Here is a 14,561-nt window from a genome sequence, read left to right as displayed (position 1 = left end):
GCTCCCACAGGGGGAATTGTGTTGTCAGTTGGTTTTGCGCAGGGCCGCATGCTGCGGGTTGAAGGTGAGTACGGCGAGCAGGGTGAATATCAGTGTCAGCCCCGTACATACCGCCAGCGCCATCGGGTTGAAGCGTTCATACAGAGCAAACCGCACCAGTTCCACCGCATGAGTAAAGGGGTTCAAGGCGCACAGCCAATACAACCACTCGCTGGACTCGCGCATTTTCCACAGCGGATACAGTGCCGACGACAGGAAAAACAGCGGGAAGATCACGAAGTTCATCACCCCGGCAAAGTTCTCCAGTTGGCGGATGGCGTTGGACAGCAACAGCCCCAGCGCACTGAGCATCAACGCCACCTGCAGCAATGCCGGCAAGGCCAGCAACAAACCCATGGCCGGCGGTTGTACACCGTACAGCCAGGCAATCGCCAGAAAGGCGTACACCTGCAACAGCGAAATCAGCGACGTCGCCAGCAATTTGCTGCACAGCAGGAAGGTCCGGGGCAGGGGGCTGGTCAGCAGCACGCGCATGCTGCCCATCTCCCGGTCGTAGACCATCGACAGCGAACCTTGCATGCCGTTGAACAACAGGATCATGCAGGCCAGGCCCGGGATGATGTAAACCTCGTAGGGAATGTAAGTGTCGTAGGGCTCGATGATGGCGATGCCGAGTGCCGCGCGGAAACCGGCAGCGAACACCAGCAGCCACAGCAACGGCCGCACCAGCGCGCTGAGAAACCGCGTGCGCTGTAACACAAAGCGCAGCCATTCGCGCAGTACGATACCGCTGAAACATTGCCAGTAGGCGTTCATTGGGCGGCTCCTGAAGTCGTCAGTCGAGTGAAGGCCGAACCCAGGTCGCCGCCATGTTCCAGGCTCAACGCCTCAGCCTGTCCGCTGGCCACCAACCGCCCTTGGTGCAGGATCAGCAAGTCGTCCCTGGGCTGCACTTCATCCAGCAAATGGGTGGTCCAGAGCACGCTGATGTTGTGCTCGCGGCACAGGCTGCGGATGTGTTGGTTGAGCGCCAGTCGGCTGGCTGGATCAAGGCCGACGCTCGCTTCGTCGAGCAGCAACAGGCTTGGCTCATGCAGCAACGCGCGGGCAATTTCCACCCGGCGGCGATGGCCGCCATTGAGCTCGCGTACCCGTTCGCGACGGCGCTCGGTCAGGGCCTGGCGCGCCAGTTCGGCATCGACCCGAAGGCCAGTCTGGCGCCGGGACAAACCATGCAACGCGGCGTGATAACGCAGGTTTTGCTCAACGCTGAGGTCCAGATCCAGGGTGCTTTGCTGAAACACCACACCCAATTGTTTCAACGCTGGACGTACCGAGGTGCGCAAGGAGCAGCCGCCGACCCGAATATCACCGCGCTGCAGATCATAGAGGCGGGTGAGCAGCGCAATCAGCGTCGACTTGCCCGCGCCGTTCGGTCCCAACAGCGCGGCAAAACGCCCCGCTGCCAGATTGAAACTCACCTGACGCAAGGCCTCCCGCTGGCCGTAAGCGAAACTCAGGTCGCTGACTTCAAGGGCGTTCATGGCGTCACCACCACGCCCCACGGATAGCGCCCGACTTTCACCGATTTAGTGACCTTGAGGCTGTCGACATCGATCACCGATACGTCGCCGCTGACGCCATTGGTGGCCAGCAATTGGCGTTGATCCGGGGTGAACGACATCTGCCAGACCCGTCGGCCCACCAACAGGTAATCAACGATCTCGAAGGTCTTGGCGTCGATCACCGCCACATGGTTGGCCGGGCCGAGGGCGACGAAACCGTACTTGCCGTCGGCGCTGAGTTTGATCCCCACCGGTTGGACTTTGTCTGGGTGCACGCCTTTGATCTGGAAGGTCAGGGTCTTGAGGACCTTGCGGCTGGCGACGTCGAGAATCGTCACCGTGCCGCCGATTTCCGCCGAGGCCCAGAGCTGCGAGCCATCGGGATTGAATTCGACGAAACGCGGCCGCTGATCGACCAGGGTGTTGTCGGTTAGGGTCTGGGTGCTGGTGTCGATCCAGTGCAGCATGTTGGTGGTTTCACTGGTGTTCACCGCCCACTTGCCGTCGGGGCTGACGGCCATGCCTTCGGGCTCGACGCCAACGTTGATCTGCCCCAGCACCTTGGAGGTTTCGGTGTCGATCACCGTCACCAGCGCATCGTCCTCGTTGGAGACGTACAACCAGCGATTGTTGGGGTGCAGGGCGAATTGCTCGGGGTCTTTGCCCGAGGGCAGTTCCTTGATGATCTTGCGCGTGGCGACGTCCATCACCTGGACCCGGTCCGAATCGCTGGCGCAGATGTACAGCAGCGTATTGTCGTGGGACAGCAACAGGCCACGCGGGCGCTGGCCGACGGGCAGGGTGTCGGTGACTTGCAGGGTCTGCATGTCGATCAGGCTCAGGCTGTTGTCCTTTTCGTTCGAAACCCAGGCGGTGCTGGCAGCGGCGTGCCCGGCGGCGAGCAGCAGAGCCCAGGAAAGCAGGGCACAGGAAAGCAGGGTGCGGCGCATGGCAGATTCCTTATTGTTGTTGTCGTGAAAAAAGGATCAGAGAAAGCGGCAGCGGACCTCGGCTTTGTCGTAACCCAGGCTGTCCATTTCATTGACGGGGTGCAGGAAGCCGTCTTGCGGCGAGGTGCTGACCAGCGCCCGGGGTTGCACGATGGGGATCGGCTGGCGCAACTGACCGTTCCACGACCGATAACTGAGCTTGCGACCCTTGAAACCGTCCAATGGCAATTGATCGCTGACTTCAAGCGTACGAATCGCCATGGCATCGGCCTGACGCAGTTTGCCCACCGCACTGGCGATGCTGCGTACGGCAATCCACGCGGCGAAATCCCGGTCATTCATCCAGCGCCCGGCCAGGGCTTCGAAGCGCTTTTGCAACTGCGCGGCGCCGTAGGTTTCCACGGTTTTGTGCCAGCCCACCGGCGTCAGGCCCTGGGTGCCAGCGACCGGCCGTGGATACCAGGTCTGGTAGGGCACGTACTCGCCGAAGTCGCCGCGTTCATCCGCCACCAGCACCACGTCGTACTCGGCGGTCTGGGTGAACAGCGGCATGTCGGCCTGGGCGCTGCGGCGCTGATCGTTATCGAAGCTCCAGGCTTTCTCCGCCACCAGTTGCAGGCCGAAGCGTTTGGCCGCCCGGCGCAGGGCGGCGGCATAGGCTTGATCGTCCGCGGTCGGGCCGACGATCAGCAGTGCCCGTTGCCATTTGCGCAGCACCAGAAATTGCGCCAACGCATCGGCCAGCATCGCGCGGCTTGGCAGGCTGTGCAGCACGTTCGGCAGGCAGTCGGTGCTGCGCAGGCTGTCATCCGGGCTGCCGGCATTGAACAGCAAACTGTCGGGTAGCACGGCGCTGAGACGGCGCAGTGTTTCCGCCGGTGCATTCACCACAAACAGGCGCAGGCCTTGTTCGTATTGGGCCTTGGCCGCTTCGATCAGCGCATCCGGACTGTCGACGCTGACGCTGACCAGACTGTAGCTGTGATTGAGAAAGCGCCCGGTACTGTTGCTGTCGGTGATCGCCAGTTCGGCGCCGCGCAGGCCGGCATCGGTCGGTTCGGGGATGACGTTCGACAGTAACGGCCCGAGGTCGGGGCGATAACCGAGGTAGCCGATCTGCACTTGCAGCGGTGCATCAGCCGCCTGTACCTGGGTCGCAACCCCGGCGGCGCAGGCTATCGCCAACAGGTAGATCAAGGCGTAAGGGGCGAGCTGGCGCATAAAGGCACTCCATCACAGGTAGCGTCAGCATAGGAACCCTGGACGGGCGGGGAAATATGCAGAAAGTACCGATGGGCCAGTACCAAGGTAGTAACTCACCCCGGGCGGCGCGGTTTTAGCATGGGCTGCAACGGCCATCACTCAAGGGGGGAGATTGACCATGCGTATTCTCAAGGCACTGCTCCTGCCGTTTTTGCTGATCCTGACCCTGATCGGCGTCGACAAGCTTCACGGCGCCCGACCCGTATTGGTTGGGCCTGCGCCACAAGCCCTACTACCAAGGGAGTAGGCCGCGGCCACCAAAGCAGCATGGGGTTGGCGCAAAGCCGTTCCTAAGATGGGTGCCATAGCCTCTTCAAAGAGGTTTTGCGTGCAATCTTGAGGGCAGAACAATGACAACAAAACGCAACGCCTTGCTCGTTGCCGGACTGCTGGCCGGTTTCATCAACGCAGGTTCCGTCTGGGCCCACGGCAACGTGGTACCCCAAGCCGTCGAAACCCAGGGACTGACCCCGATCAAGGATGCCGGTGTGCAGGTCGATGCCGATGGTTGGGCGGCGGCGAACCCTTACCGCTCCTCCCCGGAGCGCGATAAAGCCGTGCAAATCGGCTCTTCGGCCTACAACCAGAACTGTGCGGCCTGTCATGGCCTGGAAGCCAAGTCCGGCGGCATCGCTCCCGACTTGCGCATGCTCGACGCCGGCGAGGCCGGTGATGAATGGTTCGTCGAACGCGTGCGCCATGGCGCCGTGCGTGACGGCCGGGTGTACATGCCGAAAATGGCTGACTACCTGAGCCAGGAAGCCTTGTGGGCGGTACGCACCTACCTGGACAGCGTGCGCGTCGAGGAGTGACCCATGCGTTTGCTCGCGGTGTTGATCAGTGCTGTGTGGCTGTGTTGCCAGGCAACGCAGGCGCAGGTCCGTACCTATGACGAAATGATCGCCGCCGCCGAGCTGAAAGTCGCGGTGTACAAGGACTTCGCGCCCTACAGCTTTGAAGACGCTGGCGAGGCTCGCGGGGTCGATGTCGAACTTGCACAGGCCCTGGCCAAGGCCATGGGGGTACGCCTGAAACTGATCTGGGCACCCGCCGGGGAGAAGCTCGACGACGACCTGCGCGATTACATCTGGCGTGCTAGCCAGTTGCACAATCAGCAACTGGCCGACCTGATGATGCGCGTGCCCTACGATCGCGATTACTCCCAGAAACGCAATGAACTGGGTGAACTGGAAAACGGCCATGTGGTGATGTTCGGGCCGTACCAGACCGAACAATGGCAAGTCGCTTACGACCGTCGTCGTCTGGACTCGGTGGCCAGTGTCGCGGTATTCCAGCAGCACCCGATCGGCGTCGAAGTCGACAGCGTGCCGTCGTTTTACCTGACCTCGGTGTTCAACGGCATGCTCGCCGCCAAGACCCACCATTACCCAGGCGTGCCCCAGGCGTTTGCCGCGATGAAGGCTGGTGAAGTCGACGCGGTAATGGCCATGCGCGGCGAGATCGACTGGCAAGTCCATCAGGCCGCCGACCCGCAAGTGGCGCTGGCGGAAAACGCCTACCCGAACATGGGCAAACAGCTTTGGGAGATCGGCATGGCGGTGCATGAAAGCAACCGGCAACTGGCCTACGCCGTGGAAGAGGCGCTGGAAGCGTTGATTCGCGAGGGCTCGGTGAAAGCCATTTATGCCCGTTACGGCCTGCGGTATGACGTGCCCGAGATGTATCAATAGTGAACTGGCGCGCGAGTTGTCTGTTGGCCTGCTGGTTGCCATTGGCCGCGCAGGCGGTTGAGGTCGATCCGGTGCCGTCGGTGATGTGGGGGTTCTATCACAAGCAGATGCTCGGCGACGCACCGTTCGTGTTCGACGAGCGGGTCAAGTTGCTCGCGCCGCCATTTGCCGAAGACGCTCGGCAAGTGCCGCTGGAAATCGATGCCCGGGCGTTCAAGGGCGAAGTGGTGCGAATCCTCGCCTGGGCCGAACTCAATCCGCTGCCGAAAATCGTCGACTTCGAACCCTTGACCGGTGTGCTGCCGTGGCTGTCGATCCGCATCCGCGTTGAACAAGCCACGCCGTTGCGTGCTGCGGTACTGACCCGCGACGGGCTGTGGCATGTCGGCTCGACCCTGATCGATGCGGCAGGCGGCGGATGCACGGCGCCAAGCGTGGTGCGCACTCAGCCAGGTTGGGAAGAACACATCGGCGAAGTGCTGGGTGGCCGTTATCCCCGTGGTTCATTCAGTCGTGTGCGTTTGCAGGTGGCGCATCCGATGGACAACGGCATGGTCAGCGGCATTCCGGAATTTTTCATCAACCAGGCCGAGCTGCGCGATCAAAACGATCAATTGCTGGCGCGTCTGCAGTTGTTCCCGGCGGTCAGCGAAAACCCCAATCTGGCCTTCGACATCGAAGGTGCAGGGCAGACGCGCCTGGTGTTGCGCGACAACAGCGGCAATCAATTCGATGCGGCCATACCCTGACCCAAGGAGCGTGTGATGCGCTGGATGCTGCTGTTGTTTATCAGTCTGAGCCTGCCGGCCCTGGCCGATCCCGATTACACACTCAAGCCTCGGCAGATCGCCGAAGACACCTGGCTGCTGGAAGGCAGCACCGACAATTTCGCCAAGAGCAACGGCGGCAACATCGTCAATACCGCGTTCATCGTTACCGAGCAGGGTGTGGTGGTCATCGACACCGGGCCGTCGAAACGCTATGGCGAAGCCCTGCGCAACGCGATTGCGGCGACCACCGATAAACCGGTGATTCAGGTACTGCTGACCCATCACCATCCTGATCATGTGTTGGGCAATCAGGCTTTCGCCGACGTGCCGATTGGCGCCTTGGCCGGTACCACCGAGCTGTTGCGGCAACAGGGTGATGCCATGGCTGAGAACATGTATCGGCTGGTGGGCGACTGGATGCGCGGCACCGAAGTGGTGTTGCCGACGCAGTTGCTGACGCCTGGCGTGCACAGTTTTGGGAACCACGATTTGCGCCTACTGAGTCTGGGTGGGCACACCGGCGCGGATCTGGCTATTCTCGACCAGAAAACCGGCGTGTTGTTTGCCGGGGACCTGGTGTTTTATCAACGCGCCCTGACCACGCCCAACAGCCCGGGGTTGTCGGTGTGGCTGGCGGACCTCGCGACCCTGCAGGATTTGCCGTGGACGCTGATCGTCCCCGGCCATGGGCCGGTGGCCACGGATACAAAACCGTTCGAGCAGATGCGCGACTATCTCACTTGGCTCGATCAACTGATGCGCGACGGCGCGGCCAATGGCAGCGACATGGCCGAGATGATCCGCAGCCCCATCCCCGAGCGTTTCGCCGGGATCAGCCTGAGCCGTTATGAGCTGATTCGCAGCGTCAGCCATTTGTACCCGCGTTACGAGCGGGGGCAGATGAGGCGGGTGGATTCCGCCGCAAACAAGTGAGCAACACAAAACCCCTGTGGGAGCGAGCCTGCTCGCGATGGCGGTGTATCAGCCGACATCAATGCTGAATGTGAGGGCCTCATCGCGAGCAGGCTCGCTCCCACAGGGGACTGGTGTCGATCAACCTATCCGGTGTTCGTATAATCCGACCCGGTACTAAGGAACTAGCAATCTCCGCACTGCGGGCAATTGTTGCAAGGGCGGCGGCGCCCAAGAATCTGCACCAGACCGGGAAAATTTCCCGGGTATAACAAAAACCGCAGAGGTAGCCGTCATGACCCAACCCGCACGTCGCCAACCCTTCGTCTTGAGCGTGCTGCTCAGTGCCATGCTGCTGTCTGGCCAGGCATTGGCCGCAGTCTCCGATCAAGACATCCTCCAGGACCCGAAGAACCCGGAGCAGGTCGTCACCAACGGCCTGGGCGTCCAGGGTCAGCGCTACAGCCCGCTGGACACCCTCAATGTCGACAACGTGAAGGATCTGCGACCGGTCTGGGCCTTTTCGTTCGGCGGTGAAAAACAGCGCGGTCAGCAGGCGCAGCCGATGATCAAGGACGGCGTGATGTACATGACCGGCTCCTACTCGCGGGTATTCGCGGTGGATGCGCGTACCGGCAGGAAGCTCTGGCAATACGACGCGCGCCTGCCCGATGACATCCGTCCGTGCTGCGACGTGATCAACCGTGGTGTCGCACTGTATGGCGACCTGGTGATTTTCGGCACCCTCGACGCCAAGCTCGTGGCCCTGAACAAGGACACTGGCAAAGTCGTCTGGAGCAAGAAAGTTGCCGACCACAAGGAAGGCTATTCGATCAGCGCCGCGCCGTTGGTAATCAACGGTAAATTGATCACCGGCGTGGCCGGTGGCGAGTTCGGGGTGGTGGGCAAGATCGAAGCCTACGATCCGAAAAACGGCGACCTGCTGTGGACTCGTCCCACCGTCGAAGGCCACATGGGTTATGTCTACAAGGACGGCAAAGCGGTAGAAAACGGCATCTCCGGCGGCGAAGCGGGCAAGACCTGGCCGGGCGATCTGTGGAAAACCGGCGGCGCGGCGCCTTGGCTAGGCGGCTACTACGACCCGGAAACCAATCTGCTGCTGTTCGGTACCGGCAACCCGGCGCCGTGGAACTCGCACCTGCGTCCTGGCGACAACCTCTACTCGTCCTCGCGCCTGGCGCTGAACCCGGACGACGGCACGATCAAATGGCACTTCCAGAGCACGCCCCACGACGGTTGGGACTATGACGGCGTGAACGAACTGGTGTCGTTCAACTACAACGAAGGCGGCAAGGAAATCAAAGCCGCGGCCACCGCGGACCGCAACGGTTTCTTCTACGTGCTCGATCGCACCAACGGAAAATTCATCCGTGGCTTCCCGTTCGTGGACAAAATCACCTGGGCCAGCGGCCTGGATAAAAACGGTCGGCCGATCTACAACGAAGCCAGCCGTCCGGGGGCGCCGGGCTCCGAGGCCAAAGGCAGTTCGGTATTCGTCGCGCCAGCGTTCCTGGGGGCGAAAAACTGGATGCCGATGGCCTACAACCGCGACACCGGCCTGTTCTATGTGCCGTCCAACGAGTGGGGCATGGACATCTGGAACGAAGGCATCGCCTACAAAAAAGGCGCGGCGTTCCTCGGTGCCGGTTTCACCATCAAACCGTTGAACGAAGACTACATCGGCGTGCTGCGCGCCATCGACCCGAAAACCGGCAAGGAAGTCTGGCGCCACAAGAACTTCGCACCGCTGTGGGGCGGAGTGCTGACCACCAAGGGCAACCTGGTGTTCACCGGTACGCCGGAAGGTTTCCTGCAAGCGTTCAACGCCAAGACTGGCGAGAAAGTCTGGGAGTTCCAGACTGGCTCCGGCGTGCTCGGCTCGCCCATCACCTGGGAAATGGACGGCGAACAATACGTCTCGGTGCTGTCCGGTTGGGGCGGCGCGGTACCGCTGTGGGGCGGGGAAGTGGCCAAGCGCGTCAAGGACTTCAACCAGGGCGGCATGCTCTGGACGTTCAAGCTGCCTAAAGATCTCGTAGCCAAGCATTAACTCAAAATTCACCACATAACCCTGTGGGAGCGGGCTTTTGTGGCGAGGGGGCTTGCCCCCGTTCGGCTGCGCAGCAGTCGTAAATCCAGGCAACTCGGTGAGTCTGGAAAAATGCTGGGGGCCGCTTCGCGACCCAACGGGGGCAAGCCCCCTCGCCACAAGGATCACCTGAACCTACTACCAAATAACGAGAATCCCCCTGCCAACGGCGCATTCGTCTGGCAGGCGGGGCTCTCTACTATCGGTTCATCGCCTGTTGGCCTGACAGGCATCGACCCAGACAGAGGCCCACCATGATCTACGCACAACCCGGAACACCCGGCGCCGTCGTTTCCTTCAAACCGCGCTACGGCAATTTCATCGGCGGCGAATTCGTTGCCCCAGTCAACGGCGAGTACTTCACCAACACCTCACCGGTCACCGGTGAAGTGATCGCCGAGTTCCCGCGCTCCAGCGCCGCCGACATCGAAAAAGCCCTCGACGCCGCCCATGCCGCCGCCGATGCCTGGGGTAAAACCTCGGCGCAGGATCGCTCGCGGGTGTTGCTGAAAATCGCCGACCGCATCGAACAGAACCTGGAAATCCTCGCTGTCACCGAAACCTGGGACAACGGCAAGGCCGTGCGCGAAACCCTCAACGCCGACGTGCCTTTGGCTGCCGACCACTTCCGTTATTTCGCCGGTTGCATCCGCGCTCAGGAAGGCGGCGCCGCCGAGATCAACGAACTGACCACCGCCTATCATTTCCACGAACCGCTGGGCGTGGTCGGACAGATCATCCCGTGGAACTTCCCGCTGCTGATGGCCGCCTGGAAACTCGCCCCGGCCCTGGCGGCGGGCAACTGCATCGTGCTCAAACCTGCCGAACAAACGCCGCTGTCGATCATGGTGTTCGCCGAGCTGATCGCCGACTTGCTGCCGGCAGGCGTGCTGAACATCGTCCAGGGTTTCGGTCGCGAAGCCGGTGAGGCGCTGGCCACCAGCAAGCGCATCGCCAAGATCGCCTTCACCGGTTCCACCCCGGTAGGCGCGCACATCATGCATTGCGCCGCCGAGAACATCATTCCGAGCACCGTTGAACTGGGCGGCAAGTCGCCGAACATTTTCTTCGAAGACATCATGAACGCCGAGCCGCAGTTCATCGAGAAAGCCGCCGAAGGCCTGGTGCTGGCGTTCTTCAACCAGGGCGAAGTCTGCACCTGTCCGTCCCGGGCGCTGGTGCAGGAATCGATCTACGAGCCGTTCATGGTCGAGGTGATGAAGAAGATCGTCAAGATCAAGCGCGGCAACCCGCTGGACACCGAAACCATGGTCGGCGCCCAAGCGTCCGAGCAGCAATATGACAAAATCCTCTCGTACCTGAAAATCGCCCAGGAGGAGGGCGCCGAACTGCTCACCGGCGGCGCGGCCGAGCGTCTTGAAGGCGACTTGTCGAGCGGCTATTACATCCAGCCGACCCTGCTCAAGGGCCACAACAAAATGCGCGTGTTCCAGGAAGAAATCTTCGGCCCGGTGGTGGGCATCACCACTTTCAAGGATGAAGCCGAAGCCCTGGCGATTGCCAACGACAGCGAGTTCGGCCTCGGCGCCGGCCTGTGGACCCGCGACATCAACCGCGCCTACCGCATGGGCCGGGCGATCAAGGCCGGGCGCGTCTGGACCAACTGCTACCACCTGTACCCGGCCCACGCCGCGTTCGGTGGCTACAAGAAGTCCGGTGTCGGTCGTGAGAACCACAAGATGATGCTCGACCATTACCAACAGACCAAAAACCTGCTGGTGAGTTACGACATCAATCCGATGGGGTTCTTCTGATTCGACTCGGAATCGGGTGATGGCCTTCGCGGGCAAGCCTCGCTCCTACAGGGTTGCGTGAATTTCACGACCAACACATAACCTGTAGGAGCGAGGCTTGCCCGCGAAGGCGTCGTCACAGTCAATATTGATGTTGACTGACATTCCGCCATCGCGAGCAGGCTCGCTCCCACATTGGTTTTGTGTGTTTCCAGAATCTGCGCAACACCCCCTACCAACGCACCCCACAACCTCCTTCGAAAGTAGCATTCGGTCATCTCATCCCCCGTGCATTAATGGTCTTACCGGAATCGTCCGGCACAAGAAGAGGATTGACCCATGTGGAATAAACCCGCGTTTACCGATCTGCGCATTGGCTTCGAAGTGACGATGTATTTCGCCAACCGTTGATTGATCGCCCGGTCAGCCGTCGCGTTGGCCGGGCCTGCCTTCTGGAGCCATCCCATGCACATCCGTGTTCTCGGTTCCGCCGCTGGCGGTGGTTTTCCGCAATGGAACTGCAACTGCCGTCAATGCGCCGCAATGCGCAACGGCAACCTGCGCGCACAACGTCGCACGCAGTCGTCCATTGCCCTGAGCGACGACGGTGTGGAGTGGGTGCTCTGCAATGCTTCACCGGATATTCGCGCGCAACTCGAGAGCTTCCCGGCGATGCAACCGGCTCGACGCTTGCGTGACACGGCGATCGGCGGTGTCGTCCTGCTGGACAGTCAAATCGACCATTGCACCGGCTTGTTGAGCCTGCGTGAAGGCTGCCCGCATTCGGTCTGGTGCACCGAGCGGGTTCATCAAGACCTGAGCAGCGGTTTTCCCTTGTTCACTATGCTCAAACACTGGAACGGTGGTTTGCAGTGGCAACCCATCGGACTCGATCGCGAGCCGTTCAGCATCGCTGCCTGCCCACACCTGCAATTTCGTGCGATTCCATTGGTCAGCAACGCGCCGCCATATTCACCCAACCGTGGCAACCCGCAACCGGGGGACACCATAGGCCTGTTCATCGAAGACCTGCGCAGCGGTGCATCGGTTTTCTACGCACCGGGGCTGGGGCAGGTCGACGCCGAAGTATTGAGCTGGATGCAGCGCGCCGACTGCCTGCTGCTGGACGGCACGCTGTGGCGCGACGATGAAATGCGTGTGTGCGAAGTCGGCCAGAGCCTGGGCAGTGAAATGGGCCACCTGCCGCAAAGCGGTCCCGGCGGCATGCTCGACGTGCTGGAGGGCTTCAATCGCCAACGCAAGGTGCTGATCCACATCAACAACACCAACCCGATCCTCGATGAAGACTCGGCCGAGCGCGCCTTGCTGGAGCGGCTCGGGATTGAAGTGGCTTATGACGGCATGAGTATTGAGTTGTAGCGGATGGCCTCTTCGCGGGCAAGCCTCGCTCCTACAGGGCTTTGTGCACACCGCAGAACCCTTGTAGGAGCGAGGCTTGCCCGCGAAGGCGCCAGGCCAGGATGCCCATCGCGAGCAGGCTCGCTCCCACAATGGACCTGCTTTGTGCAGAAAATCGGCTAAGACCCTGACTCCTGTGGGAGCGAGCCTGCTCGCGATGAGGCCAGACCAGACACCGTAGAACCCAACGGTTATTCCCCGGAGAACCGCAATGACCGACACCCCCATGACCCCTGCCGAATTCGAACAGGCGTTACGCGCCAAAGGCGCCTGTTACCACATCCACCACCCGTTCCACCAAGCCATGTACGCCGGGCGCGCCACCCGCGAGCAGATCCAGGGCTGGGTCGCCAATCGCTTCTATTACCAGGTGAACATCCCGCTCAAGGATGCCGCCATCCTCGCCAATTGCCCGGACCGCGACGTGCGTCGGGAGTGGCTGCAACGGATTCTCGACCATGACGGCGTCCCCGGCAGTGAAGGCGGCATCGAAGCGTGGCTACGATTGGGCGAAGCCGTGGGGCTGGACCGCGAACAGATCCTCTCGCAAGAACGGGTGCTGCCCGGCGTGCGTTTCGCCGTGGACGCTTATGTCAATTTCGCCCGTCGCGCTTGCTGGCAAGAAGCGGCCAGCAGCTCGCTGACCGAACTGTTCGCGCCACAAATCCACCAGTCCCGGCTCGACGCCTGGCCCACCCATTACCCATGGATCGATCCGGCCGGCTACGACTATTTCCGTACGCGTCTGAGCCAGGCGCGGCGCGATGTCGAGCATGGTTTGCGCATCACCCTGGCGCACTACGTCACGGTCGAAGGCCAGCAACGGATGCTGGAGATTCTGCAGTTCAAGCTCGATGTGCTGTGGAGCATGCTCGATGCGATGAGCATGGCCTATGAACTGGATCGCCCGCCGTATCACACCGTCACCACCGAGCGGGTCTGGCACCGGGGGATCTCCTTGTGAGCCTGATCGAACAGCAACCGGGCCCACCGCTATGGTTGCTGGCGGAGCTGACCTATCGCTGCCCATTGCAATGCCCGTATTGCTCCAACCCGCTGGACTTCGCCCAACAGGGTGAGGAGTTGAGCACAGAAGAATGGATTCGGGTGTTCCGCGAGGCGCGGGAGATGGGCGCTGCACAACTGGGTTTTTCCGGGGGCGAGCCGTTGGTGCGTCAAGACCTCGCCGAGTTGATCAAGGCCGCGCGGGACATGGGTTACTACACCAACCTGATCACCTCAGGCATCGGCCTGACGGAGCAGAAGGTCCGCGACTTCAAAGTCGCCGGGCTGGACCACATCCAGATCAGCTTTCAGGCCGCCGACGAAGCGGCCAACAATATGCTCGCCGGTTCGCGCAAGGCCTTCGCCCAGAAACTGGCCATGGCCCGGGCGGTGAAAGCCCAGGGCTATCCGATGGTGCTGAACTTCGTCACCCATCGGCACAACATCGATCAGATCGCGCAGATCATCGACCTCTGCCTGGAGCTGGAGGCGGATTTCGTCGAGTTGGCGACGTGTCAGTTTTACGGTTGGGCCGAACTCAACCGCGTCGGCCTGTTGCCGACCCGCGAACAATTGCAGCGCGCCGAACGCATCACCAATGAATACCGCCAGCGGCTTGAAGCGCAGGGCCACCCGTGCAAGCTGATTTTCGTCACCCCGGATTACTACGAAGAACGCCCCAAGACCTGCATGAACGGCTGGGCCAACCTGTTTCTCGACATCACCCCGGACGGCACGGCGTTGCCTTGTCATAGCGCCCGCCAGTTACCGGTGCAGTTTCCCAACGTGCGTGAGCACACCATCGCGCACATCTGGAACGACTCCTTCGGCTTCAACCGTTTTCGTGGCGATGACTGGATGAAGGAGCCATGCCGTTCCTGCGATGAAAAGCACAAGGACCTCGGCGGCTGTCGCTGCCAGGCGTTCATGCTCACGGGAGACGCCAGCAACGCTGACCCGGTGTGCAGCAAGTCGGCGCACCACAGCGTCATTCTCAAGGCCCGGGACGAAGCCGACGCGCCGGGGCAGGGCATGGAGCACCTGATCTTGCGAAACGAGAAAGCCTCGCGGCTGATTTATCGTGGATGAATCGCAAACGCAAATCCCTGTGGGAGCGGGCTT

Annotated in this window: 15 protein-coding genes; 11 read left to right on the top strand and 4 right to left on the bottom strand. The window is 61.5% G+C overall.

The window, feature by feature from the left end; translation table 11 throughout:
* Positions 1-24: 24 nt before the first annotated feature.
* Genes PMI30_RS01440 through PMI30_RS01455 form a run of 4 tightly spaced genes read right to left on the bottom strand, consistent with a single transcriptional unit; the run spans position 25 to position 3,736 of the window.
* A complete protein-coding gene (locus tag PMI30_RS01440) occupies positions 25-816 on the bottom strand; it encodes an ABC transporter permease (protein WP_008014875.1) in 792 nt (263 codons plus the stop codon).
* A complete protein-coding gene (locus PMI30_RS01445) occupies positions 813-1,544 on the bottom strand; it encodes an ATP-binding cassette domain-containing protein (protein WP_008014874.1) in 732 nt (243 codons plus the stop codon). Before PMI30_RS01445 ends, PMI30_RS01440 begins: the two co-directional genes overlap by 4 nt.
* Complete coding sequence (locus PMI30_RS01450) at positions 1,541-2,515, bottom strand: YVTN family beta-propeller repeat protein (RefSeq protein WP_008014873.1); 975 nt, start codon at positions 2,513-2,515, stop codon at positions 1,541-1,543. Before PMI30_RS01450 ends, PMI30_RS01445 begins: the two co-directional genes overlap by 4 nt.
* A 36-nt stretch (positions 2,516-2,551) precedes the next feature.
* Positions 2,552-3,736, bottom strand: coding sequence for an ABC transporter substrate-binding protein (locus tag PMI30_RS01455; protein WP_008014872.1), 1,185 nt, complete (start codon positions 3,734-3,736; stop codon positions 2,552-2,554).
* Between the two features lie 160 nt (positions 3,737-3,896).
* Here PMI30_RS01455 and PMI30_RS31950 point away from each other — a divergent pair, with 160 nt between their 5' ends.
* From PMI30_RS31950 to pqqE, 11 genes are all read left to right on the top strand, one after another.
* Positions 3,897-4,025, top strand: a complete 129-nt coding sequence (locus tag PMI30_RS31950) for a hypothetical protein (RefSeq protein WP_007907038.1) — start codon at positions 3,897-3,899, stop codon at positions 4,023-4,025.
* Between the two features lie 103 nt (positions 4,026-4,128).
* Positions 4,129-4,590, top strand: a complete 462-nt coding sequence (gene pedF / locus PMI30_RS01460; protein WP_008014870.1) for a cytochrome c-550 PedF — start codon at positions 4,129-4,131, stop codon at positions 4,588-4,590.
* Positions 4,591-4,593: 3 nt separating this feature from the next.
* Complete coding sequence (locus tag PMI30_RS01465; protein ID WP_008014868.1) at positions 4,594-5,469, top strand: substrate-binding periplasmic protein; 876 nt, start codon at positions 4,594-4,596, stop codon at positions 5,467-5,469.
* Positions 5,469-6,218, top strand: a complete 750-nt coding sequence (locus PMI30_RS01470) for a quinoprotein dehydrogenase-associated SoxYZ-like carrier (RefSeq protein WP_008014866.1) — start codon at positions 5,469-5,471, stop codon at positions 6,216-6,218. The genes PMI30_RS01465 and PMI30_RS01470 overlap by 1 nt, the downstream gene beginning before the upstream one ends.
* Positions 6,219-6,233: 15 nt before the next feature.
* Positions 6,234-7,172: a quinoprotein relay system zinc metallohydrolase 1 gene (locus PMI30_RS01475; RefSeq protein ID WP_008014864.1), complete on the top strand. Its 939-nt coding sequence runs from the start codon at positions 6,234-6,236 to the stop codon at positions 7,170-7,172.
* Positions 7,173-7,446: 274 nt separating this feature from the next.
* Positions 7,447-9,222 carry a PQQ-dependent methanol/ethanol family dehydrogenase gene (locus PMI30_RS01480; protein WP_008014862.1) on the top strand — a complete coding sequence of 592 codons (1,776 nt, stop codon included), beginning with the start codon at positions 7,447-7,449 and terminating at the stop codon, positions 9,220-9,222.
* A gap of 293 nt (positions 9,223-9,515) precedes the next feature.
* Positions 9,516-11,036, top strand: coding sequence for an acetaldehyde dehydrogenase ExaC (gene exaC / locus PMI30_RS01485; protein WP_008014861.1), 1,521 nt, complete (start codon positions 9,516-9,518; stop codon positions 11,034-11,036).
* 318 nt (positions 11,037-11,354) lie between these two features.
* Positions 11,355-11,426: a pyrroloquinoline quinone precursor peptide PqqA gene (gene pqqA, locus PMI30_RS31000; protein WP_010455123.1), complete on the top strand. Its 72-nt coding sequence runs from the start codon at positions 11,355-11,357 to the stop codon at positions 11,424-11,426.
* A 54-nt stretch (positions 11,427-11,480) separates the two neighbouring features.
* Complete coding sequence (pqqB, locus tag PMI30_RS01490; protein ID WP_008014860.1) at positions 11,481-12,395, top strand: pyrroloquinoline quinone biosynthesis protein PqqB; 915 nt, start codon at positions 11,481-11,483, stop codon at positions 12,393-12,395.
* A 250-nt stretch (positions 12,396-12,645) separates the two neighbouring features.
* Positions 12,646-13,398: a pyrroloquinoline-quinone synthase PqqC gene (gene pqqC / locus PMI30_RS01495; RefSeq protein ID WP_008014859.1), complete on the top strand. Its 753-nt coding sequence runs from the start codon at positions 12,646-12,648 to the stop codon at positions 13,396-13,398.
* A complete protein-coding gene (pqqE, locus tag PMI30_RS01500; RefSeq protein ID WP_008014858.1) occupies positions 13,395-14,528 on the top strand; it encodes a pyrroloquinoline quinone biosynthesis protein PqqE in 1,134 nt (377 codons plus the stop codon). The genes pqqC and pqqE overlap by 4 nt, the downstream gene beginning before the upstream one ends.
* Positions 14,529-14,561: the final 33 nt, after the last annotated feature.

Origin of the sequence: Pseudomonas sp. GM50 (genome assembly GCF_000282375.1) — a bacterium.
Taxonomy (GTDB): Bacteria; Pseudomonadota; Gammaproteobacteria; order Pseudomonadales; family Pseudomonadaceae; genus Aquipseudomonas.
This window is presented reverse-complemented; position numbering and strand designations above follow the sequence as displayed.